The sequence below is a fragment of the Ruegeria sp. CG11 genome, from assembly GCF_056537245.1.
The window spans coordinates 1-23,025 of record NZ_JBQFRE010000030.1 but is presented as its reverse complement, the minus strand read 5'-3'; the positions used below and the strand labels follow the sequence as shown (position 1 = coordinate 23,025).

The window sequence follows — 23,025 nt, the reverse complement described above, 5'->3', positions numbered from 1 at the left end:
GCGTCCGTCAGCCAGAAAAGATCAGACAAGTTCGCTCGTTTTCGAACCGTGAATCACGCCGCAGGACGGAAATCAAGGGGGACTGTGCCTAACTGAAGTGCTCAATCAGATAGTGTATTGAGGTCGACATTCCATCGACGGACCAAGGCCGGCTAAATCTAAAAGTCTCTATTTCATTCGCAATTTTCGCGGCATTTTGTATGGTGGCCGGCAAATCTCCGAAAAGGCGCGCGAGGTCGGGACGATAAATTGAGTTCATGACCTGGGCAAACGCTTCGGATGGTCTCAGCAAATCCAATTTTGGTTCAGCCGCAAGGTCCAGGACGACAAGCTTGCGCAAGTGACGAGGTTCCGAGACGAAAAGTTCCGGTGAAAAGACGTGAAATTTCTCAGCTCGGGTCGTGTCACGTGTAAGGGTATCAGGCCGCAATCCGGCGCGCTCGACGGTGTCTTTCCACAGCTTCTGCCGGAAAATACCACAATGAAGCAGCGTGCTGCTTTCGGTCGGATCAATGGCTGCAACATCGTCAGACAACAATCGCCAACCGGTTTCCTTAAAGATTTCATAGGCGGTTGTAGATTTCCCTGCGCCACTCTGGCCGGTAAAAGCCAAAATACCATTTGGGGTCTCAACGGCGCTCAGATGCAGCGGAAGAAGCTGCCGCTGATGCAGGAGGGCTCCGAATATCGTCCCAAACAAGTAGTACCGGACATCAATCATCGAGGCGTCAGCGGTGGGCTGAATGACAATCCGTCGTCCCGCAGATATCAAATACCTTGCAACGCCGTGCACAATATACATGCATTCGGTTTTGTTGAACTCCAGGAAATCTTCTACTTTATGACCGCCTTCTAGGCTGCTCGGGACAGGCCCCCTTTTGATGTGCACAGCGTGATCCGACGTGTGACCATCCATCGCCTTGGGCGCACCAAGCTCTGGAAGCTCAAAATCAGACACAACCGGAAATCCGAATACGTGGTAAAAGTAATTTGCTGTCTTGATCATGAGCAGTGTTTAACCCAGTTTTTCAATCATCGAATTCAATGCAAATCAGAGAGATGGGCCGAGAAACCGAAACTACTAAGTTGAGCGCTGTTGGATCAGGCTCGGCCGGAAGTATCAGCGTATCGAGAGCGCCTTAAGGATGGCGATGCATTGCGAATCGGAAGATGCCGAAGCCTGTTCATTTCGTCACGAGATGTAATAGTCCCGATACCTGCCTTTGTAGTAATTGTACCCGTCATATGCATATTTCGTGGCCCGTGCCTCATTCACCATGGTCATTACAAGACCCGCTATTGGCGCATCCACGGATCGCATTTCCTTAAGGCCTTCCAGCACAGCGCCGCGCGGAGTTTTATCCCAGCGCACCGCATAAACGACCGCATCCACCAGTTTTGACAGGATTCGCGCATCGGTCACGACCAGGGCCGGCGGCGCGTCGAGAACCACCATGTCATAATTCTCGCTCAGGATGCTGATAAGCTCTTCGAAGCGTTTCGAGGACAGCACGTCAGCAGCATTGATTGACCCAAGACGTTCGCCCTCATGAACTGTGAGTACGTGGACGCCCGAGCTGGGTTCCACGTAAATAGCGTCATCGATCGGGGTTGTCCCGTTGAGGACAGACAGCAATCCGGGGCTTTCATCCGTGTCCTGGATCATGTGTGTCACGGCTGGCATGCGCAGGTCGCAATCAACGATAATTGCCGTTTTTCCCATCTGGCGGCTGGTCAGTGCCATCAACATTGCGCTTGCAGTTTTACCTTCCTTCGGGACGCTGGAGGTGAACATGACCACTTTGGGCGGGCTGTCCACATTCGACAAAAGGATACTGGTCCTGAGATTTCGCACCGCTTCCGCCAGTGATGAATTCGGCTTGTCTTGCAGGTCTCCCAGAACGGCCTTTCGCTCCACCCGTGAGCCGATCGAGGGCAGTATGCCCAAGACAGTCTCGCCGGACATTTGTTCCAACTGCTCGGGTGAGCGGAACGTATTGTTCAGCAAATCCAGCAATACGACAATCCCAACACCAATCGCCCCGCCCAAGAACATGGTGAGCAGCATAGTACGGCGTTGCTGCTGTGATTGCGCACGGAGTGGGACTTCTGCGGGCGACAGGATGCGGGCATCTGCACCTTGCAGATCCTCCTGTGCATTGGCTTCCTGCAACCGGCCAAGGAAATTTTCGTAAAGCGCCCGGCTGGCCTGTGCTTCTCGTTCAAGCTGGCGCAGCGTCACTTCATCCGCTGACTGTTCGAATGCCTTCTGTTCCAGCTCGCGCACCTGTGCGATCAGGGCCGCTTCCCGCCCCTGCGAGGCAATGAGGTCTTTTCGGGTGGCCAGAACAATCTTTTCGGCCTCTGCGAGGATCTGCTCGCGGATCTGGCTGCGCACTTCTTCAAGTTGCCGCTTGGCAAGCACCAAAGACGGATTGTCCTGAGAAACCGACGCGTTCAGCGTAATGACCTGGGCAGCAAGATCGGTTTCCTGCCGTCTGATTTCAGAGACCACGGGTGACGCCCGAAATTCTGAAATCGTATCCAGATTGCCGGGATCTTCCAGGGCGGCTTGCAGTCGGTTGTAGTCCGCTTCAATACGCGCCGTTTCACTGCGTGCCTGCACCAGCGTCGCGTTGAGAGCTGCCAGTTGCTGTTGGGTTATATTGAGGCTCTGGCCTTGTTCCAAGGCAAGGGCGGACCGGGCGTTTTCAACCCTGTTTTCTGCTGTCTCCACACGCTCCTGCAATTCGTCGACCCGAACACTTAGCCAGCTTGTAGCGGCCTGAGTTGCTTCGAGTTTGGCCTCAAGCTGGTCAACGATGTACTGATTGGCAATCGCATTGGCCACTTCGGCGGATGTGTTCCGGTTGGTCGATACAAAGGAGATGCTCAGCACATGAGAGTCCCCCACCGGGGCCAGCCGCAGACCAGCCTGGACATTTCGTACGATCACTGCGCGCAAGCGGTTTTCACGCGCAATATTGCGGGCTTCGGCATCTGCAGCCGGTAGCGGTGGCGGCGGCGGGGCAACCAACCCGAGATCCTTCATGATATCGACGATCTCGGGCGGTAGCGTGATATAGCTTTTTGCGAGATCTATAAGGCCGGGTTTATCTTCGCGCAGAGTGGGATTGAATTCGGGGTCCTCGTCCAGATTGAGTTGATCCACCACCCTCTCGATCAGGCTGGTCGAAGACAGGATAAGCATCTGATCTTCCAGCTTGCTCTTGTCGAACCGCTCTTCATCCAGAATACCCTGCAGATCAATGATATTGCTTTTTTGAGTGTTGAACATCACCATTGCATTCGCCTGATATGTGGGCACGATCTGGGATGTTGAGAGATAGCCCAACACATAAGCAATCAGCAGGCAGATCGCGATGATCCACTTGCCATGCCAGAACTTTGAGATAAGCCCGCGAATATCAATCGTGTCGTCGATATTGTCCAAAGGGTTTTTCCGTGGTTTGGCCGTGTTAACAGGGTTCGACAAGATCAATGGTTTAGCTGACTTATTCACTCTACACTCACCTGAACTAAAACCAACGTTCAACTATAAAAGATATTGTATCCCCGCCCTCCTTACTGCGCGCTGCACGCACCGGAAAACGGGTGTTTGTTATATATGGTTCTCCCATACTCGTATATCTACTGCTTACTCTCACCTCACAACACCAGCTTTTTTGCTTGCCGAGGCAAGCGGGCATCTGAATATTGTATTAAGATCACGCTGCAATAATGTGCAGACGTTGTCCAAATAAAGGCAGTGTCCAAGGAGGCGCTCAGAGTTACCTGCTCGGCCTTGGAATTTAGAGAGTGCGGATTGTGAAGATTGAAATTATTGAGCGTTTTGTCCGCGTCGTGGCCATTGTCGTTTTTCTGACACTGGTGTGGGTGTGTCTGGGCGGAAAGACATTGCTTGTGGTCCCTACGCCGATTGCAAGCTTCCTTGTGCATCTGGTGATCTTCTTCTTCTTCGGCTCCGCCTGTCATTTGGGCTGGGTAGAAGCCGCCCCTCGCGTGGCTGTTTTGATGGTCATCTTGGCGGTAGGGCTTGAGGTTGTCCAAGTGGCTTTGCCCGGGCGGGCTTTTTCCATGCTGGACCTTGTGGGAAATCTGATCGGCGTGGGGTTGGCTTGGGTCTTCTTCAGGGTCTTGCTGAATTTCAAGCGAACTATTCGGACATAGCCCCCGCCACACGGTCTGCGGCCGCCGGTGGTGGATTGACGGATTTTTGGGCGCTCCCGCCAATACGCGGGCGCCGTGTTGGCTGGCTCTGACTCCATCCCATTGCCAGAATGACAGCAAACAACGCCGCAACGGCGGGGAGCTGCAAGCTGAAATCAACGAGAGAGTGGATGGCTGCCGTTGCAATGGTAGCCAGTGCGAAACAGGGGAATGCACGGTTTCGGCGGCGGGTCACGGTGCCGCGGTGAATGCGCAAGGTGATGATCAGAAGCGCCATGTAAAATGCGATCGTTGCCGGAACGCCCAACTCAAACATGTTTTCCAAATAAGAGTTGTGCGCCCTGACCCATTCGCCGAAGGCCGCGTCTGCGGGTACATACTGGCGGAAAACATCATGAAATGCCCCCAGCCCGTGGCCCAAAACCGGGCGGTCCATGATCGCCCTCACAACTTCCGGATAGATCAGGAAACGACCGTTTCCCGCCTCTGTCGTCAGGATTCTGTTGATCATGCCTGTCGCGCTCGTCAGGATAACGAACCCGACCACGGCTCCTACAACCAGCGAAAGCCACGGGTTCCACCGCCGTCCTTCGCCTTTCCAAGACACCATAAACACGCACAGCCCCACAAGCCCTGCAAGCCCGCCTGCGCGAGATTGTGTCAGGGACAGCGCCCCCAGGCACAAGAGTACGCCAAGGGCATAAATCCATGCACCGCTAAAGAACTTCTCCAGCGTGTCCCGCAGTAAATTTTGCCAGCCATCGTTGCTGACATGGGTACCACCAGTGACATGCAGATAGGCTGCGATATTGGCCAGAAGTCCAAACGCTGCATAGGTGGCATAGTTGTTGCGGTTGACAAAAGTTGAGGTCACGACGAGGGCCTGCTCGCCTTCTCCCAGAACCGGATTATGTCCGGTTGCCATGGCATAAAGGCCGTAGACAGCGAATATGGTTGACGCAACGGCAATGATCTTGAGCATCATTCCCGCGCGGGTCGTGGCAACGGAAGCGCGGAATGCAACCCAGAAGATCATTGCATAGCACAGATAGCGCATGATGATCTGGCGCCCCTGCCCGGGGTCCGCCGAGATGTGACCAGACACATCGCCCAAAGCCGCCCAGACCGGATGGGCATAAGGCGCCGGTACTCCGGGGAGAAGCTGAATCCAGCCCCAAGCAACCGCGCCCAAAAAAAGAGCGGCAGGAAACCATAGCCCACTGGCCTGTTTGGGCAGGCGTTGGATACTGTCAATGAGCACCTGTATTGCGAAAATTATCAGGATAGCGAGGGACAACAGCGTCCATGACACGGGCCGGTTTGCCCCCAGCGGCACGGCCGCAAGCAAGACGCACCCCATAAGCGACCACAGGATAGCCCATTGTAATACAGAGAATCGTTCACGCGTTTTCATGGCACCACGGTTCCACGGAATTGTGAGATTATCCCAGCAGGTTCGTAGCAAAAGCCCCGGCGAAGCGCTGCACATACGAGCGTTGCAGCGAGGATACATCTGCTTCGTCTGCGCAATGGACAGGTGAGAGAACTGGCGTCTACAGTAAGGACCGCAAGTTTCTGTGCTCCGGGTGTGACAATGGGAAAAATTTTGTGCCGCATTTTTTGTGTAGCTATATTGATCGGCGCAATTTTGAACTTCGCGACGGTGTTCGAAACCAGCCCCGCCTTCAATAGCTCTGAGCGAGATAGAAATGTGGACGGCAATTGGCGGGTGTCCAACGCCGCTGCCCATTACGACAAATCGGAATACCTGCTCGAACTTGCGTACAGCTTTCTCAACGAGCTTGACCTGACTTATGATCCGGCCTCTGGTGATGCAATGGTCATCAGCATAGAGGAACAAGAAGCGCGAACCCGGAAAGCGCTGGACCTAATCAATCGGTCTCTTCGTCTCGACCCCGCGAACGCCTCAGGATGGACGTATCTGGCACAGGCCCAGGGGCGCGCCAATGACATCTCTGCCATGCGTGGCAGTTTGGAACGGTCATGGGAACTTGCCCCCTACAACGTGCAGCTTGCACCCTTGCGACTGCAGCTCGTGATGCAGATTTATCACGCCAATCTTCACCTTCCTGAACAGGTGATGGTCCTGTCCAATCAGGAGATAGCGTCGGCCCATCGAGATGGCACGGTGCTGAACGCGCAGTCGCCACTCCATCTTGAACGCCTGATGCCCGATGGCGACCCGGTTCGCGCGTTGCTGGGAGATTTTGGGAACATACACTCCAATAGTTAAGCCGGGTGTATGTGAAATCTGGCGGAGATATCAGAGCTATTTAGCCTATGTTCGACGGCATTTTGGCCATGGAACTGTTAGGAAGAAGGATATCACGGCCTTCTGGTTGAGCATTTTTTGAGAGTTCAAACCTGTCAGGGGCAAATCGGTCATACCTATCGAGGTGATTGAATACACCTTCAAGTAAAATTGACTGATGCCTGCTTGCCTTTTACGTGTTATGATCCATCTCACCATAGATAGGCAGAACTTCACCGTTCGAGACTATTGTTGTGGCGTGAGTGCCTAAAAGGCTGTTAACTTGTGATTAAGGCGAGTGGTGTAAAAACGTTCAAAAAGGACAACCGAAAAATGGCTGCATTTCTATTTGGCGTTGCGGTGGGATGGGCATCCACTTTTGCCATGTGGTTTATTTGGTCGTTTGGTTGGGTGTCAGGTCTGTTTGGGGGCGCCATAATCGGTACCGCTACAGTATTTACTATCCTTGTTTTGCAATGGATGCTTCGGAGCATAACAAAATCACAGAACCGCAGTGAAATATCTACCTGATCCAGTTCATTGATTCTCGGCTCGCAACTTACGGCGCCAGTCACTGATCGTGCGGTGAGGAGAGCGGATTTGTCTGACTGACGCGCAGAAGGCGCGTCTTGGTCACCCACCTCATCGAGAATCAGAGTCTGGCTGCCGGTAAATGCCGCAAGGATATGTGCTTGGTTCGAAATTCGCGGCAAAAATGCGGAAGGCGCAAGAAAATAAGGCTGCGCACGCATCGGTTGCGCCGCCTCTGTCAACTGTGTTGCTTCGATGGAAAATTGCTGTTAAAAAAGAATGGGTAAAGATTTGAGGATTAAGATAGTGAAAAAACAACTTAAAACTTGGGAAGCGCCTAAGCTGAGAACACTTGATGTGGAAAAGACGCTTAGCGGTCGTTGGGACTTTCACGAAGAAGGCTCGTGGTGCCACTTTACTTGGGGGCCCAAAGGTTCCTGATTAGATTAACATAGGATCCCAATGCAATTCGTTTGCCTTGGGACAAGAGCGCGCCTGTTGTCAACTTTTATAGCTAACAACAGGTGAATATCGTTTGCGCTCTTCATTTCCTAACAATACAGCATCCCCCACACACAGCCATGCATGAGCGTGCATGGCGTTTTTTATTGTGTCTTTAGCTTCAGAACTGCCGGTGTTCACTCCCAATACCAGAGATGAACAGACCCCTCTTCGCCGCAACATATCTTTGCCTGCCATTGCGATCATCAAGCACGTAAATACGCCGCCAAACACGCGGTTCAGTTGATTGATTGCCTTGCGGATCCGTCTGATCTCCAAAGTGATCTCGGTCCCTGTGGGAAACACTTCGCCGGGCACGGATGCCCCCAGACGTCCCTTCCATTTTCCAAACGAAAAACACCTGACCAAAATCCAGGCATGACAAAGCCGGAAAAGTGCTTCGGAAACGATAAGTATCTTGAGAGCAGATAAAGGTATGAAATCGGATAATCGTGACATTTTCAGTACTTCGCACAGATGGTGGGTTCAGTCATACCAAATTTATCGGTAGCGTTCAGTTTAAGATGATCGGTAGTTATTGAGAACAATATGAGTGCAATCCTCGGCCGAATTGAATATGGCGGTCAAGCGCTTAACAAGTCCCAATTCGACAGGGCTTTCAAGACACTATCTGATTATGGGCGCGATGATAGTGCGACCGTATGCGGAAACAACTTTGCATTTGGCCTTCGGTATTTCGGGGTCAGACCCGGACAGTCCGATGGCATAGAGCTGCAACGCAATGGTCGCACCCTGGTCGCGGATGCGATCCTCGATGCCCGCAAGGAATTGTTGGACAAACTGGGTTTGTTGTCGTCGACAGAGGACGGGCTGTCTGATCTTGAACTGATCAGAAGCGCCTTTCTGAAATGGGGGCACAGCAGCCCGGATCATTTGGTCGGCGATTATGCTTTTGCAGCGTTCGACCCCGAAATCAAGGAGTTGTTTCTGGCGCGCGACCATATCGGCAAACGCCCGCTTTACTGGGTTCGTGGACGCGATAGCTTTACTTTCTCAACAGATATTGCCGCGCTTCTGGAGTTCCACGACATAAGTCGCGAGATTGATCAAGAAATCCTGCTACGGTACATGCGCGACTCCCGCTCAGGTCCACCTAAGCCTCTTATCAAAGGGATAAATTTCGTTGATCCCGGCTGCTATATGGTTGTCGGCCAATCAGAACAAAAGCAAACGCGCTGGTGGAACCCGCATGACGTCAAGACAGTGCATGGGCGCTCGACGCAGGATTGTATTCGAGAGCTGTCCGAACTTCTTGATGCGGTGATCGAAGATCATATTGCGACCGATCTTCCCGTAGGTACGCATCTGAGCGGCGGAATAGATTCCGGCTCGGTAACGGCGCTGTCTGCAAAAGCGCTCAAGGCGAAAGGCCAGTCCTTGGTGTCGGCCTATTGCTGGGCCCCGGATTTTTCGGACGACTTTCCAGATCAGGGCAAGGCTGACGAACGTCACAACGTCAACCGCATCTGCGAGAGCGCAGGCATTCCGGCAAGGTTTGGCAGTCAGGATTACCGAACGCTGGAGGCGTTCCACCAGCGGGCATTCGAAGTCGAAGGGTTTGCGGATTTGTCCGAAGAGCCCAGCATTCTCTCTCGGGCCTCAAAAGATAGCGTGCGCATTATTCTGTCCGGCTGGGGAGGAGATGAGGCCTTTTCGACGCAAGGGAGAGGCTATCTGCCGTACTGTCTGAAGCGATTGAGATTTTTTGAGGCTTTTCGTATTCTTAGAATTATATCCGGTGGCCGAAGAAAACCGAAAATTCTCTTCCGCAATCTTTACAATCACGGGCTGCGTCCGCTGTTGCCGGATTGGCTGGAACGGCGATTGGCACTGGACGACGCCGATGATGACCCGACTCCCTTCATCAATTCAGCATTTCTGGACAGCAATCCTGGTTTGAAAGCGTGGAGCGATCGGAATTTACCCCGATCTGACGATCCTAAGGCGTTCTTGGCAAATCTCCAACTCAATGGCCATTTGGCGAAAAGGACGGATACATGGGCCTCATGGTCATCCAGGTTTGATATCCAATACCGATACCCGCTGATGGACCGGCGTATTATGGAATTCATGCTGGGCATTCCCAATGAGTTTCTTTTTTCCGATGGGAAACCCCGATTTCTGGCCCGTCATGCGGCAAAGGACGTCCTTCCTGAAAATTTGCTGAAATATGACTCTGCCAATGAATTGCTGCGCTGGAGACTCCGGCTGGACTATTGGAAAGCCCTTCTGGAGTATGAACGTGACAACATGTTCGAAGGGGATAGCTCATGGCTTGATATGCCACAGGTCAGAGCCGCAATCAGAAAATCCCCGGACAGTTTAGGCGAGGAGGACAAGCTACTATTCAGGCGCCTCTCACTGTCTGTTAGAATATGGTACCTCGAACAAAGAAACCGTCCGGTTTCTGAAGAGGCACAACAGTGGCAGGAGGAGGCCCCAGAGCATCTGGGTACCGAAATACACCCCAACAATGAGGTTTTTTGATGCTATGCCCAGCACCAATTGGTCCTGCAACACGCCGAGCCAACATCGACCGACCCCAGAAATTGCCACCCCTATAGACCGGACGTCGGTCATGGACTAACAATTAAATTGAGCCACTCAGGTGGGGCTGATCGCCGGAATAGCTCAGTTAAGTTCTATTAGAAAATTGGAAATTATGCCCCGACAGTTAACAACATTTCAAAAAGCTCTCCGGATGTTGGAGCCAAGAGAGCGCAAGTCCGGTTTGCTCGTGTTGGGCCTGATTACCCTAAAGGGCATTGGTGACACGGTCGGTGTTGCGACAATTATGCCATTCCTTTCACTTCTGGGTAACCCGGAGTTGGTTGAGACAAATCCGATTGCAAGCTTCTTTTATACTTATTTTGGCTTTCAGACCGCCGATTCATTTATCATGATGGTTGGCGTCGCATTTGTATGCTTGCTGATCGCAGTGAGTATTCTAAGGAGCGTCACGGCATATGCCTTAAACCGCTGGATATTCATGAGAGAATACAGTCTCTCCCGCCGGCTGTTATCCGTTTACTTGCGTCAGCCTTACGAGTTTTTTTTGAACCGTCATACAGGTCAGCTCAGCACATACATACTCAACGAAAGCAGTCACGTAGTTTCCAACGCGTACAGGCCGACTGTTGAAATCATAAACAGTCTGATGACATTTGTTATGATTGGCTCATTTCTTCTTTGGGCTCAGCCAGTCACAACAATTATTTCCGTATCGGTCTTCGGAGGATGCTATTTTCTGCTTTATTCCAGCTTGAAAGTTGTGATTGCGCGCATGGGGAGTGAAGCTCTCCATGCAAACCAGGCTCGCTTTCGGATAGCTGGTGAGGCGTTAAACGGCGTAAAGCAGATCAAGCTTCTGGGGCGTGAACAAAGCTATATATCAGGGTTTGCAACGGCAGCCGCACGGCAGGCAAAGCTTCGCGCAATAAATGCAACACTTCGGCAGGTGCCTAAATTTGGACTCGAAGCGCTCGCCTTCGGTGGGATTGTTATTCTGACACTGGTGCTGGTGGCGCGTAATGGCGGCGTCGGGAGCGGAACCATTGCAGAGGTCATTCCGGTATTGGGCCTTTATGCGTTCGCCGGATATCGAATACTCCCAACCATGCAGGTTATGTATTCTTCTTTTTCTGCCCTTAGATTTGGCGAGGCTTCGATAAACGCCGTCTTTGAAGATCTAAACTTGACGACTGAGTTAGCCAATTTTTCAAAAAATAGAGTGTCTCCCTTAGTTCTGACCCAAAGTGTCAATTTCAAGGGTATAAACTATCAGTACCCTGGTTCAGACGAAGGTGGCCTCAAGGATCTGACATTCGAAATAGGCCGAGGGCAGACGGTTGGCGTGGTTGGAACCACCGGTGCCGGCAAGACGACACTCGTAGATGTCTTTCTTGGGCTGCTGCCGGCCACTAGCGGTCGTATCGTTATAGATGGCGAAGACCTGACTCCTGAGTGTGTGCGCCAGTGGCAAGCGAGTGTCGGATATGTCCCGCAGGAAGTATTTTTGGTGGATGCCTCCATCAAAGAGAATATCGCGTTGGGCATCCCTAGGGATGAAATTGATGATGCGGCTGTACGTAAAGCGGCAACGTCGGCCCAACTCCTTGAGTTTATTGAGACACAGATGCCTGAAGGCTTTGATACCCATGTGGGCGAACGCGGCGTTCGCATTTCCGGAGGCCAGCGGCAGAGGGTAGGGATTGCCCGTGCCCTCTATCACAACCCCGAGGTCATCGTATTTGATGAGGCTACCAGCGCTTTGGACAACGCCACAGAGCGAGAACTGATGAGAGAGATCAATGCGCTTTCAGGTGATAAAACAATCATCATGATTGCCCATCGGATCAGCACTTTAAAAGATTGCGATTACATTCTCGTTCTGGAAAAGGGTCGATTGGTAGGACGGGTAACGTATGAACAGCTCCTGTCCGACAATAAGTTTGCTGAAGAGCTGGTACCGTGACAGGGAATAGATTGGCGTCCGTCAGCTTTCTCTGATCGAGATAAGCTTCGCTTTAAGCATGTCATCAAGAAATGAGATAACGTTTTCCTGACATGTGTCCTGATCAACATCATATTCAGACATCAAGGCATCTATCAGACAAGATACCGATTTAGGCTCATTGAGTTCGCCAAAGATCGCTGTTCCAACCTCATTCAGACCGACATAAGTCCCACTTTCGTCGTCGAAAATAACCGTTTCTTCCCCAACCTTTGTGGTCGCTAAAGCTCTATCCATCGTAATGACGCTGTCTATCGTGATGGTCATTTTCTATTCCTTGCATTAAATCCACACCCGACACGCTAACCCTGGAAGTTGATCTTCCCGGAATTGGGCGGCAGGCAATGCGCCTCGAAGAGTGTTTGTTAAATGAGAGTTACTTTCTCCAAGTCGTCCGCGCCAAAATGCTGGCCTTTACTTCGTCCTTGATAGCAGGGGCTGGAAATTAATCCAGCCCCAACGCATTAAGCGATAGCTTCAAACAAGCTAATATTGTCGAACGAGCTCATCGCGCCCAGGTTGGCATCATCATCGTTTACCAACACAAGCTGTTGCACAGAACCCGTGAAATACTGGCCTACGGGGATAGAATATGACGTATAGCCAGTGCCTGTCTCATATCCATCATTGAAGTCCTGAATACCAAGGTCCTGCGATCCGTCGAGCTGGAAGAACATGGTTTCCAGATCACCGTTTTCGTTAACGAAGCCAATGCCTTGGATTTCACCTTCAGCGTCGCTCTTGAAATCAAACTCAAGAACTGTCGATTCCGTGATATCCTCATTTAAGTCCACCGACTTCCAGGCACTGCCCTCAAGCTCGATCGCACTTTGATCTGAGGAAACAGTTGCTACACCTGTATCCTGAGCTTCCGAGTAGCTCGAAACGGTGTGTGCGCTTCCATCAACGAGAAGGCTGTCATAATCTCCGACTTCGAATTCCACGGTCACTTGTTCTAGGATCGAGCCCTTGCCGTTTTTACCCGAGTACACAGTAAGGGTAATGGAGTGAGACCCGTCAGAGAGTTCCGTTCCGCCAAAAAAGTCACCTTTGCCGTTGTCACCGAACAGGGCATAGGGCTCAACGTTTTCTACGCTACTGTACTGTCCGTCCAGTTCGAGCCTTACGCTACCAATATCTGCACTTTCAGGATTAATCGCTTCGGCTGACAGGGTGATTTTGTTACCCGAGAGATCGCTGCTGGACAGCTTTGCGCCCTGATGCAGGTCAGCCAGAGCCTTATCTGTGCTGGTATCGACCAACAGAATATCCAGAAGCTGGCTAGATGCCTCTTGGTAGGTTGAATCCGGTGCTAGATCCCCTTCCGGTGCGCTCGCTCCGACCTGATCCTCGACGATTGGTTCTTCTGGCACGCCCGCCTCGACCTGATCTTCAACAACCGGCTCTTCTGGCAATACACTTGGCGCTGAACCAGTGTCACCAACAGTGAATTCGAATGAAACGGTTTCGAGTATATTGCCCGAGCCCTTTTTACCGTCAAACACGATCAGTTCCGCGCTATACGTTCCTTCAGGCAGTTTTTTTCCACCAAAAAAATCGCCATTGCCGTCGTCCCCGAAGAGAGCATAAGGTTCAACATTTTCTATTTGGGAACCGAACCCGTCTACAGTGAGCTTCACGCTTCCGATCTTGGGCGCGCCGTCTTGCGAGGTGGCAACGATTGTCAAAGGGCGGCCATCTGTGAGGCTGCTATCGATGCTGGAACCGTCCCCAAGCTGAGATACTGTTTTGTCGGTGTCCGTGTAAGCAAGGAATATATCGAGATAATTGCTCGCTTCGACAGGTTCCGGAACATCCTCAACAGGGTCACTCTTAATCGGTTCTTCTACGACCGGTTCGTCTACAACCGGGTCAACCGCCCCTGAACCGCCTTCATCCGGGTCAGGCTGGGTAGTGTCCGGCGGTGTTGGCGTGCCGTCAACCGGATAGGAGATAGTCGACCAATCTGGCCCAGCCAAACTCTGATAATAGGCGTCATCGGGCTCTCCACGGTGGCTGCCTGTTGTCACCCCTGTACCGGAAATGTCGTCAGGCAATCCGAAGTTGTAGTCGGAGATTTCTTTGGATTCACGGACCTTTCCGAGAAGAGTTAAGTTGCTCCAGTGCACATCATAGCTATCTTTCACCAAGAGCGCACTCCTGGTTGTATCTGATGTGTTCTCGATAATGGAGTTTTCTATGATAATGTTTTGCGCGGCGTGTTGCTTGGCATTGCTAGTGTTCAGGTACGGGCCCCTGTCCAAAGTTGTAACGACAACGGCATTGCCGTTGTTGATAAACTCCGAGTCCGTGACCAGAATGTTGTCATTGCGGAGTACCGAAAGGTCATCATCTGAATTCAAGATTTCTTTGATGTCCAGCCCAGCAAAGTTGTTGACGAAGTATGACCCGGTAACAACGGAGTCCTTAAATCCTCCGGTGGTGTCTATCCCGTCTCTGAAGTTATTGAGGAAAACGGAATCAATAACCGTCGCGTTGGTGACGCCTTCTCCGTTATTCCCTGCCGCAGTTTTGATGCCATCCCCCAGGGAATTTTGGAACAAAGAGTTCTGTATGGTGGGATTGCTGACATCCCCCAGAAGTCGCACCTGATAGTAGCCACCATTAAATTCTGAATTGTCGATCAGAAGGTTGTCGCCACCTCGGATATCGATTGGGATCGAGACGTTGCCTTCAAAGTAGCTGTTCAGAATTTTTATGTCGTCTTTGTCCGAGGCAACAAAAGTAATCTTCTTATCATAGTCAACGCCCCCCTGCACCTTCAGCGAAGTTGGAGTTGTTTGCGGGCTGTTGCTGTGCGTAACGGTCAGGTCAACAAGGGTATTGGCATTACCCAGTTCGAACAGCTGAGTTGAGTTTGTAGCGGAATCAATAACATTGATGCCCGCCCCTGGCGCTCCTCCGGCCAACGTGAAGTTGTCGGGTAGCTGTATTTTCGACCCAGAGATGTCATACATGTGGTCGAAGACAAAAGTGTCGCCTGGCTTGAACGTTTTCGCCAGCGCAGCAAATTCTTCGGAGATGTCTTGGCCTTCAGTCCAGCCTAGATCGGATGAGTGGATTATCGTCATTTTGGTAACCTGTCTACATTTTGGGGGCCGCGATCATGCGATGCAAAAGAGTTTCGAATGATCTTAGTCAGGACCCCTGGGTGTTCATGTGAGCGGTGTTTGTGGGTTAGCGCCAACCGCGCTGTCTTGACGAACTGTGTACCGTGAGGAATCTGGTCGACAATGGGTCTGAACGGAAGAACTCTCGTCGAGGGCGCGCGAGTGGACACGCACCCTGAAGCGCGAGCTTCAGCTCTGCATTTTTTGACACGACTGATTCCTGCTCTCTTACTCATATTAAGGTATATGTCGGTTGTTATTGGCCCTGGAGGGGCGAAACTCCGACATTTCGGTGGCGAGATAAGGTCTAAATGTGGGTAAAGAGCAGCACAACTTGACCCTAGGGCAGGTGTGTGAAAACCGGAAAAAATCTGCCTATCTGGGGGTGGTGTCAGCGCGAGCCCGCCCATTTTTGGGCCGCGCTCGTCAACATGGCACAAATTAGCTGCATGGGCGCGGCGACAATCTGGCGGCTTTGTTGCTTTTGAGTGTTGAGAATGAGGCCCAACGCCTCGGTGTCGATTCCGGCGAAGACCTTGCCTCTCCTGTAGCGGCTGATGGCCTGCCATTTACAATCTGGCCCGAGGAGTACGGCTCCAATGGGGCGGAGGGTGAATGCGTCCTTCAGAAAGATATCTGCTTCCAACCATGCGATGGACAAGCCGGATAGGGCGCCCATCACAACCAAATTAATCTGTTCCCGGGGAAGTTGACTAACTCTGTATGATCCGGATAACAGCAAATATGACTAGTATTTTGGTAGTTTCAGTAATTCTATGAAGTATCGTCCAGAAGTTGACGGATTGCGCGCGGTTGCAGTTCTACCGGTCGTGCTTTTTCATGCGGGTTTTGATCTTTTTTCCGGAGGCTTCGTCGGAGTTGACGTGTTCTTCGTGATTTCTGGCTACCTCATCACGTCTATCCTTCTAAAGAACCTGGAAGATGATAGTTTTTCTCTCCTGAAGTTTTATGAGCGGCGTGCGCGGCGTATCCTGCCAGCCCTCACACTGGTTGTGTTGATGTGCATTCCTTTGGCCATCGTTTTTATGAATCCGCAGCAATTGAAAGACTTTGCGCAGAGCGTTCTGGCTGTCGGATTTTTTGCCTCTAATTTTTTGTTTTGGCATGAGAGTGGCTATTTCCAGGCAGCGTCTGAAGAAAAACCACTCCTGCATACCTGGAGCCTCGCTGTCGAGGAGCAGTTCTATATTTTCTTTCCACTATTGCTCTGGTTTGTTGTGTCAAACAGGCGTCAACTACTTGTGCCGATCTTGATAGTCCTGGTACTTGCCAGTTTGGCGTTATCAGAATGGGGTTGGCGCAATGCTCCTAGCGCCACGTTCTTCCTGGCACCTGCACGAGTTTGGGAGTTGCTCATCGGCTCACTCTGCGCAGTCGCCGCGCGTCGTGGGGTCGTAGAGCGAGACTGGCTGGCCGTACCGGGTCTTGCGATGATCGCCGCTTCAGTCTTTTTGTTTGACAAAGGAACGCCGTTCCCTTCGCTTTACGCACTACTGCCAGTTGTGGGTACCGCTTTGGTGATATTATTCGCCGGGCCGCGCACGATGACAGGACGGATACTCGCAGCGCCCGCACTCGTGGGCATCGGACTTATAAGTTACAGCGCCTATCTTTGGCATCAGCCACTATTCGCATTTGCCCGCATTAAGGCATATGGCGAACCGTCGCTGCTGTCGATCTATTGCCTGATTGCCCTATCTTTCGCGCTCGCTTACCTCAGTTGGCGCTTTGTGGAAACGCCTTTTCGGCAATCCAAGGGAAAGGTTCTGCTGTCGCAGAAGGCGATCTTTATTTCGGCAGGGTCGGTTTCGATAGCCTTTGCCGTTTTTGGTCTTTGGGGTCATGTGACGGATGGGTGGCGTACGGCCTATCTTGCCCGTTTGAACGAATCTGAACGGCATATGTTTTTGCTCATTGAAGAAGTCGGTAAAACACACCGTCGGAATGCCCTCTCTCGTTTGGATAATGGCGCATGTGTGTTCGATGTCAGGGCGATGGATCAGCAAGCAAAGGACCGAATTACCGGTTGCGCCGCGCGCCATGGTCCCGGTGTTCTGATCTTTGGTGATAGTCACGCGATCGATTTATACGGTGCAGTGGTGGAAACATCAAAAGACACCCACCCATTCATCGTCGGTATCGTCTCCGGTGGGTGCCGACCACATTCACCGGCCCCGGACTGTTCCTATGATGCGATTGCAAGGTTCATTGCCAGTAACGCAGATATTTTCAAGGTCGCAGTTTATGAACAAGCGGGCTTCTATCTGCTGCGGGGCCACGACCACGAAGTCGGCACGCGGTCGATGATCGCTGAACTATCACCTGACCAAGAGGTACCACCTTATGTGCCGAATACCGGTTACGTGCAGGCCGTAAGGAGTTATCTGGAACAGATATCAGAAAGAGTTCCGGTTGTATGGCTGTCTCCCCGGATCGAACCCCACATCCCGTTCAAATATATGCTTGGTGCCGGCTGTGAGCACGATTTTCGTCTGCGCCCTGGCCTAGAAGACGTCTTCTTAGGCCTGGATGCAGCAATTTCCGAGGCGCTTGATGCCTCGACCGTAATGTTCATGTCGCAAAACGAACTCCTCGACCTTTCGTTCCCGGAGGATTTCCTCAATTGTGAGGCGCTATTCTGGTCTGATGGCGATCACTTTTCTAATGCTGGTGAAAGACGATTTGGCCAAAGGATGCAAATCGTAAGGAACGCACTTCTTATTCTTGAAAAACAGCAAATAGATAGCAAACCGAACGGGCCTTAGCCTCAGGCCCCGCCGATTTCAAAAAATTTTGCATGATCCGTTGCTCAAAAAATGACAAGTGGCATGTCTGATCTAGTCTCGCTTGCCAATGCCCAGATCGCGCGTCTTGGCCTCTTTTTTCCAATCGTGCGTGAACGCCTGATCGGGCTGCACAAACACTAGGCTATAAACCGTCTGCAACAAATCAATCTGGTGTCTTTTTTCAAATTGTTCAGCTTCATGGGCAGTTAGGTAGAATTTTGTCAAAAATGTGTTGATCATAAATCTAGCCATGCTTTACCTTGCGACAATGTAGGCAGAATGTGATATGAAGATTCTCGAGTGAACGATGGCTTCAAGCCATACGTATAAGCGGGGGCATTCTTTATGATTTTTGAAGCACAAGAGGCTTGGGGGTGTTCTGCCGTAAAGTTGTGAGTTGTATCGCTGATTGTCAGCGTATCTTGAGTTAAGATTTGCACGGGGTTTTTAGTATGACCGATTTGACTGATGACACTGCTTCCAGTGGAAATTGGCATTTTAAATCAACATCCAACCATAATTCCGCGCACAGAGGTAGCGCTGTTTACTTTGCGTCTAAGCGTATTGCCGACGTCGTCGTTTGCATTGCGGCGACACCCGTTTTTGTGGTCCTTTGCGCTGTCGTTTTCTTGTTGAATCTCTTCTGGAACCCAGGACCTCTGTTCTATTGCCAAACGCGAATGGGAAAAGACCAGTGCAAGTTCAGGATGGTCAAGTTTCGGACGATGTTGCCCGAAGAAAGTTCGATCAAGCGAGGCCCGTTTGATGGGCTGGAAGAGTGGCGGATTACGCCATTTGGTCGCTTTATGCGGATGACGCGTCTGGATGAAGTTCCGCAGCTTCTGAATGTTATCATAGGGCAAATGAGCCTGATCGGGCCGCGCCCGGAAATATTCGAATTTGCTCAAACCTATCACAAGACGATGCCGGACTATCACGTGCGAGGAACCGTGCGGCCAGGCATCACGGGTTATTCGCAGGTAACGCAGGGCTATACAGATTCCGAGGAAATGGTTCGCGAGAAGACAAGACGGGATATCTTCTATGTGCGTAATATGAACTGGTGGTTCGACCTCAAGGTGCTTGTTTGGACGGCACGTGTCATCCTTACCTCTCACGGGGCGCGATAACGAGGTTGTTGCCGGGGTCAAATTTGCCCCGGCTTATCATCAGTATCTCATGCTGGCTTCCAAACACATATCTGTAAATATGTAACCGCTCTGCTACAGAGCAGCAGGCAATGAATCGTAGCTTACGTCAGTAAGCAGCCCCCATTCTCGACCAAACTAAAGGCCCAATTTCGGGTCAATTCCGGGCGGCAAAGGCACTGGCAAGATAGAATCTTGCGATTATCCTATAGCGGACTTGAACCGCTTTGCGGCTCTCCTCAAAATGCTTGGGCGAATTTTGAGCGCGTTTTCCTGAATGCGATCATCTATAAGAGACATTGCAAAGTCATCTATGGATTTAATGAGATTGATACGCGCCAAACTCGAGAATTCGATTGTGCAATCTTCAGAAAAATCCATTTTTCTGTTTTGATCTACAGTTGGGACTTGAGAGTCTGGAATGTCATCTCCGTAGGTCAAGGACAAGTCCAGCAATGCCTGATCAGATAAGCTGTAATTATTGTTCCGAATGTCACGAACCATATTGTACCAGTGAAAGTTCTCTCCTGGTTTGCGTCCGGATTTTAAGGAGAAAGCATATGTGCTCAGAAGAATTTTCCGTACGATTTGGTCTGAACTTCGGACTGGAACGTGCTGGAAGGCGTAGTCAAGTTGAACCGGCTCACTGAAAAACTCTGGATGTGTGACAACGTGATTACCTGAGCCAACTTTGCAATCTTCCGCAAATTTTCCGCCAATAATGACCTTCCGAAAGCTGCCCGGCTCATGTGAGCGGGCGCGAAAGCATGTTGTCAGAGGATTAGCGTAATCAAAGTATGTTCCGGAAATAGGGCAGAAGGTTACCCAATCCATATACGCCCACTGCTTTGGAGACAACGATGCAGATAGAAAGTCTCTGAACTCACTGCCGCCAGGTCCGCTGAGGAATTCATCCGCGTCCAGAGGGATAATGTAGTCAAACTCACCGGTTCTCGCAGCCTCGTTTGTCCCTGCCGTCATGTATCTGGGTTGATCAAACGCTACCTCGGAGATTGTACTTAGGGCTACATTGTAACCCTTCTCTTCCATTTTTTTGACAATAAGGTTAGTGCCATCGGTGCTTTGATGATCCATTAGAAAAATTTTATCGGCGAATTTTGAGCTATGCTTTACAAATAGTTCAATAATATCACATTCATTTTTAATCATAGAGACAATTGCGATTTTCATATTCACGCTTTCCTTAGAACGCATCATAAAACGGAGGCATCATGCTAGGATAAACACTGCTCTTAATCCAGCATCTTTGACTTCAGTCTCTTCAAAACCCTTATGGCTCGATGACCATGAATCTCGGAAAATATGCGTATTTTCTCCCCAGTTTTAAGTTTTCGAGCCGAAACTTCTTTCTTTCTCAACGTATCAATTAACAATTTCCAATCCGCAGCGCGGGCTTCTGGACTGTAATGTGTCAGAACGTCAACACGAGCAGAAGCCCCCAGCTCTTGGCGCGCCTTCCTTGATCGAACGAGTTCGTCGAGTTTTCTAAACCATTCGTTATCGTCGGCAATCAGACCATTTACACCATCCTTAATCGCCGACTTTAGCGGATCAGTTGGCGAAGCAATGCTTACGACTGCACATGCGCCCGCCTCAAGATACTTTAATTCACTTTTGCCATTACAAAAGGGCTCTGTGACCTCCAATGGAATCAGGTTTATATCGATATCCCGAAAAAGATCCGCATACGTCGAATAAGGCGTAAATCCCCGTACTTCAAAGCGAGATCTAAATGTATAGAATTTATCGGAGTATGAAAGATTGCCAACAATCACCAATTTGGTCTTCGTGTTCTCTGCAAGAAGTCGCAGCAATGCCGGCTCTACGACTTTGAAATCTGCGTCATGAGTTTTAGAACCGGAGAGGTAGGCAATCGTCACCAAGTCGTTGGATACATGCTGCTGAACAACTTCTTGGGCAAGCGCCAGATAGTCCGCACTTAGCGCGTTTCGGGATTGCTTTACATTTGGATGAAACGTCTGGGCGCGCTCAGCCAGATAGCCGGTCGCCACTGTCACCATATCACAACTTAACATCGCTTCGGAAAACGGTTTGCTACCGTCTTCATACATGGCCGTTTTGTTATTGCGCTTCAGATACTCATCTGCGGCCGGATCGAAGAGAAGATCATCTGTATCATAGATGATATGGCACCCCCGATCCCGTGAAAGATCGATAAAGTTGCGCGTATGGTGATCATGTTTTACGCGATGAAGGATCAAAATCTTAGTTGCCGTCGGGACGCTTGTATAGATGCATCCGACCTCTACGGTATATCCGAGTGTTCGCAGATATTCTGCGGGCTGGTTACACCTCAACTGCGTGGTTCCATGCGGTGTGATACGATGCTTACTCACAATCTGTATGTCACATGACATGCTGTATAACCTTTGCTAAGTAGCTTGGTTTAGATCAAACATCACACAAAATTGCCCTGCGAAGCTCATCGAGATCGACCGTGAAATCATCTTCGTTTAGACCACGCGCGCCAACGACTGGAATATGTGTGCCGCCAACGGCGTGGGTGACCGGAATATAATATCCCCATCCCCAACTGTCGTAGGGTATCAGTTCTATGACTTTAGGATCTTGTGCAAAGACAAGATTGGCGAGCCCGGCACCATGTGGGGCTACGATGACTTCGGCTTCCCGGATTAGTGCAACTTGCTCTGCAATTGGCAAAGTCTCCAATGTGACTGTCTCAAAACCATATTCGGTCAATAGCGCAACGACTTCAGCTTCGTTATTCACATTCCGCAGTTTTGCAAGCGCGCGTGAAATGTAAATCTTACGTTTGGGAGAGCGGGATTGCGAGAAGCCGACCGAAGACGAAATTTTATTCGAAAAGGAATGGATCGCGTTTCTTGAACACGCAAACCGCTGACGGCGCGACGCAGAAATAATAAGATTGGAGGTTCTTACTGGTCCCGAATTACAGACTTTTATTCGCTCATCAGGTATGCCCAGAAGGTTCATATAGGATCGTTGAAATGTTCCAGGCTCTGAAAACACAAGGATATCCGTATTGCCGTCAATCGCCCCGACCTCTTGCAAATCCACGTAGCGCAGGCAGCAATCGAAAATAAAATGGTAGTAATTTTTCCAGGCGCGAGTGCTAAACCAGTAAGCGTTTTCAAATGTAGGCTTGCTATGTGAAGCGTAGGAGAGGGCTTTCTTTCGATTGCGTATATTGAAAGTATGGTTCGACCCCTCAACAAATTGCGTAACTTCTGGATAGGTTTCAAGAAACACCCGCGTGGGATTATCGATATCGATGACGTCGTATCTTGACGTTACTGCATTGGGTATTGAGAAATAATACGGTCTCGGAATTGCAATAGGGTGATAGTGTAAGTCTAATTGACGATACGGCACCGAATGAGGCGATCTAGAAGATTTGGGCTGATAAATTTCGTCCTCGTCATAAAAGGTGACATCGTATTCCAGCAATGTCCTGTTCAGACTCTGAAGCGGGATGAATTGATCATACAACCAACGGTCATGCGTTCCGGCACCCCATTTTCTGCCAGCGCGTCTATAAATTTTCCGCAGAGCACTTTTGAAAGTAGTTGGCATTAAACTGTCATAATATTTTTAGACCGCCGCAGTGATTTCATACCTCATCGTAGAATGTGGTCGAGCCGACTAACCTCCAATATCATAACGGTTTCCACTGTTGACATGTTTAATGAATTACTATTCAAAATCAATGGCTTTATCCCAGCGTCTTACAGTTTTGGCTGACACGACAATCTGCTTGAACGACTACCCCACAACGGTCTGGATGGACCAAAAGCCTAGGCACAGTCCCCCTTGATTTCCGTCCTGCGGCGTGATTCACGGTTCGAAAACGAGCGAACTTGTCTGATCTTTTCTGGCTGACGGACGC

The 23,025-nt window shown here is 50.6% G+C and carries 18 protein-coding genes; 6 read left to right on the top strand and 12 right to left on the bottom strand.

Translation table 11 applies throughout. From position 1 onward, the window contains the following. Positions 1-88 precede the first annotated feature (88 nt). Together ACR0KW_RS23190 and ACR0KW_RS23185 are read right to left on the bottom strand one after the other, a co-directional pair. Positions 89-1,006, bottom strand: coding sequence for a hypothetical protein (locus tag ACR0KW_RS23190; protein ID WP_480807138.1), 918 nt, complete (start codon positions 1,004-1,006; stop codon positions 89-91). Positions 1,007-1,192: 186 nt separating this feature from the next. Then, complete coding sequence (locus ACR0KW_RS23185) at positions 1,193-3,454, bottom strand: GumC family protein (RefSeq protein WP_480807137.1); 2,262 nt, start codon at positions 3,452-3,454, stop codon at positions 1,193-1,195. A gap of 374 nt (positions 3,455-3,828) precedes the next feature. Between ACR0KW_RS23185 and ACR0KW_RS23180 the strand changes: the two genes are divergently transcribed. Continuing rightward, complete coding sequence (locus tag ACR0KW_RS23180) at positions 3,829-4,191, top strand: VanZ family protein (RefSeq protein ID WP_480807136.1); 363 nt, start codon at positions 3,829-3,831, stop codon at positions 4,189-4,191. Here the strand turns inward: ACR0KW_RS23180 and ACR0KW_RS23175 are convergent. After that, on the bottom strand, positions 4,178-5,176 hold the full coding sequence (locus ACR0KW_RS23175) for an O-antigen ligase family protein (RefSeq protein WP_480807135.1): 999 nt from the start codon (positions 5,174-5,176) through the stop codon (positions 4,178-4,180). The genes ACR0KW_RS23180 and ACR0KW_RS23175 overlap by 14 nt on opposite strands. 609 nt (positions 5,177-5,785) lie before the next feature. Between ACR0KW_RS23175 and ACR0KW_RS23170 the strand changes: the two genes are divergently transcribed. Further along, positions 5,786-6,445 carry a hypothetical protein gene (locus ACR0KW_RS23170; RefSeq protein WP_480807134.1) on the top strand — a complete coding sequence of 220 codons (660 nt, stop codon included), beginning with the start codon at positions 5,786-5,788 and terminating at the stop codon, positions 6,443-6,445. Between the two features lie 296 nt (positions 6,446-6,741). Here ACR0KW_RS23170 and ACR0KW_RS23165 read toward each other — a convergent pair whose 3' ends face one another. Next, positions 6,742-7,215: a hypothetical protein gene (locus ACR0KW_RS23165; RefSeq protein WP_480807133.1), complete on the bottom strand. Its 474-nt coding sequence runs from the start codon at positions 7,213-7,215 to the stop codon at positions 6,742-6,744. Between the two features lie 280 nt (positions 7,216-7,495). Next, complete coding sequence (locus ACR0KW_RS23160; protein WP_480807132.1) at positions 7,496-7,954, bottom strand: lasso peptide biosynthesis B2 protein; 459 nt, start codon at positions 7,952-7,954, stop codon at positions 7,496-7,498. 90 nt (positions 7,955-8,044) lie between these two features. On the opposite strand from ACR0KW_RS23160, the gene ACR0KW_RS23155 reads away from it, so the two are divergent. Both ACR0KW_RS23155 and ACR0KW_RS23150 read left to right on the top strand, forming a co-directional pair. After that, entirely contained in the window at positions 8,045-10,003 is a 1,959-nt protein-coding gene (locus ACR0KW_RS23155; RefSeq protein ID WP_480807131.1) for an asparagine synthetase B family protein, read from the top strand. A gap of 121 nt (positions 10,004-10,124) precedes the next feature. Beyond that, positions 10,125-11,990 carry an ABC transporter ATP-binding protein gene (locus tag ACR0KW_RS23150; protein ID WP_480807130.1) on the top strand — a complete coding sequence of 622 codons (1,866 nt, stop codon included), beginning with the start codon at positions 10,125-10,127 and terminating at the stop codon, positions 11,988-11,990. 21 nt (positions 11,991-12,011) lie between these two features. On the opposite strand, the gene ACR0KW_RS23145 is transcribed toward ACR0KW_RS23150, so the two are convergent. The 3 genes from ACR0KW_RS23145 to ACR0KW_RS23135 all read right to left on the bottom strand — a co-directional run bounded on the left by ACR0KW_RS23145 (position 12,012) and on the right by ACR0KW_RS23135 (position 15,821). Further along, positions 12,012-12,296, bottom strand: coding sequence for a PqqD family peptide modification chaperone (locus tag ACR0KW_RS23145; RefSeq protein WP_480807129.1), 285 nt, complete (start codon positions 12,294-12,296; stop codon positions 12,012-12,014). A gap of 197 nt (positions 12,297-12,493) precedes the next feature. Next, positions 12,494-15,121 (bottom strand): right-handed parallel beta-helix repeat-containing protein, encoded by a 2,628-nt coding sequence (locus tag ACR0KW_RS23140; protein ID WP_480807128.1) that lies wholly within the window; start codon positions 15,119-15,121, stop codon positions 12,494-12,496. A 430-nt stretch (positions 15,122-15,551) separates the two neighbouring features. Further along, positions 15,552-15,821 carry a hypothetical protein gene (locus ACR0KW_RS23135; RefSeq protein ID WP_480807127.1) on the bottom strand — a complete coding sequence of 90 codons (270 nt, stop codon included), beginning with the start codon at positions 15,819-15,821 and terminating at the stop codon, positions 15,552-15,554. 115 nt (positions 15,822-15,936) lie between these two features. Between ACR0KW_RS23135 and ACR0KW_RS23130 the strand changes: the two genes are divergently transcribed. Next, positions 15,937-17,946, top strand: a complete 2,010-nt coding sequence (locus ACR0KW_RS23130) for an acyltransferase family protein (RefSeq protein WP_480807126.1) — start codon at positions 15,937-15,939, stop codon at positions 17,944-17,946. A 72-nt stretch (positions 17,947-18,018) separates the two neighbouring features. Here the strand turns inward: ACR0KW_RS23130 and ACR0KW_RS23125 are convergent, their stop codons facing one another. Next, complete coding sequence (locus ACR0KW_RS23125) at positions 18,019-18,207, bottom strand: hypothetical protein (protein ID WP_480807125.1); 189 nt, start codon at positions 18,205-18,207, stop codon at positions 18,019-18,021. 212 nt (positions 18,208-18,419) lie between these two features. On the opposite strand from ACR0KW_RS23125, the gene ACR0KW_RS23120 reads away from it, so the two are divergent. Beyond that, a complete protein-coding gene (locus tag ACR0KW_RS23120) occupies positions 18,420-19,097 on the top strand; it encodes a sugar transferase (protein WP_480807124.1) in 678 nt (225 codons plus the stop codon). Between the two features lie 219 nt (positions 19,098-19,316). Here the strand turns inward: ACR0KW_RS23120 and ACR0KW_RS23115 are convergent, their stop codons facing one another. From ACR0KW_RS23115 to ACR0KW_RS23105, 3 genes are all read right to left on the bottom strand, one after another. Then, entirely contained in the window at positions 19,317-20,306 is a 990-nt protein-coding gene (locus ACR0KW_RS23115) for a glycosyltransferase family 2 protein (RefSeq protein ID WP_480807123.1), read from the bottom strand. A 62-nt stretch (positions 20,307-20,368) separates the two neighbouring features. Continuing rightward, positions 20,369-21,358: a glycosyltransferase family 4 protein gene (locus tag ACR0KW_RS23110; RefSeq protein ID WP_480807122.1), complete on the bottom strand. Its 990-nt coding sequence runs from the start codon at positions 21,356-21,358 to the stop codon at positions 20,369-20,371. A 190-nt stretch (positions 21,359-21,548) separates the two neighbouring features. Next, complete coding sequence (locus ACR0KW_RS23105) at positions 21,549-22,712, bottom strand: glycosyltransferase family 61 protein (protein WP_480807121.1); 1,164 nt, start codon at positions 22,710-22,712, stop codon at positions 21,549-21,551. Between the last annotated feature and the right edge of the window lie 313 nt (positions 22,713-23,025).

Bases quoted from the DNA above. Each gene is read 5' to 3' on its own strand.
- ACR0KW_RS23105 (WP_480807121.1), bottom strand. From the start codon at position 22,712: ATGCCAACTACTTTCAAAAGTGCTCTGCGGAAAATTTATAGACGCGCT.
- ACR0KW_RS23130 (WP_480807126.1), top strand. From the start codon at position 15,937: ATGAAGTATCGTCCAGAAGTTGACGGATTGCGCGCGGTTGCAGTTCTA.
- ACR0KW_RS23165 (WP_480807133.1), bottom strand. From the start codon at position 7,215: ATGCGTGCGCAGCCTTATTTTCTTGCGCCTTCCGCATTTTTGCCGCGA.
- ACR0KW_RS23145 (WP_480807129.1), bottom strand. From the start codon at position 12,296: ATGACCATCACGATAGACAGCGTCATTACGATGGATAGAGCTTTAGCG.
- ACR0KW_RS23170 (WP_480807134.1), top strand. From the start codon at position 5,786: ATGGGAAAAATTTTGTGCCGCATTTTTTGTGTAGCTATATTGATCGGC.
- ACR0KW_RS23160 (WP_480807132.1), bottom strand. From the start codon at position 7,954: ATGTCACGATTATCCGATTTCATACCTTTATCTGCTCTCAAGATACTT.
- ACR0KW_RS23115 (WP_480807123.1), bottom strand. From the start codon at position 20,306: ATGAAAATCGCAATTGTCTCTATGATTAAAAATGAATGTGATATTATT.
- ACR0KW_RS23140 (WP_480807128.1), bottom strand. From the start codon at position 15,121: ATGACGATAATCCACTCATCCGATCTAGGCTGGACTGAAGGCCAAGAC.
- ACR0KW_RS23190 (WP_480807138.1), bottom strand. From the start codon at position 1,006: ATGATCAAGACAGCAAATTACTTTTACCACGTATTCGGATTTCCGGTT.
- ACR0KW_RS23120 (WP_480807124.1), top strand. From the start codon at position 18,420: ATGACCGATTTGACTGATGACACTGCTTCCAGTGGAAATTGGCATTTT.
- ACR0KW_RS23125 (WP_480807125.1), bottom strand. From the start codon at position 18,207: ATGATCAACACATTTTTGACAAAATTCTACCTAACTGCCCATGAAGCT.
- ACR0KW_RS23175 (WP_480807135.1), bottom strand. From the start codon at position 5,176: ATGATGCTCAAGATCATTGCCGTTGCGTCAACCATATTCGCTGTCTAC.
- ACR0KW_RS23155 (WP_480807131.1), top strand. From the start codon at position 8,045: ATGAGTGCAATCCTCGGCCGAATTGAATATGGCGGTCAAGCGCTTAAC.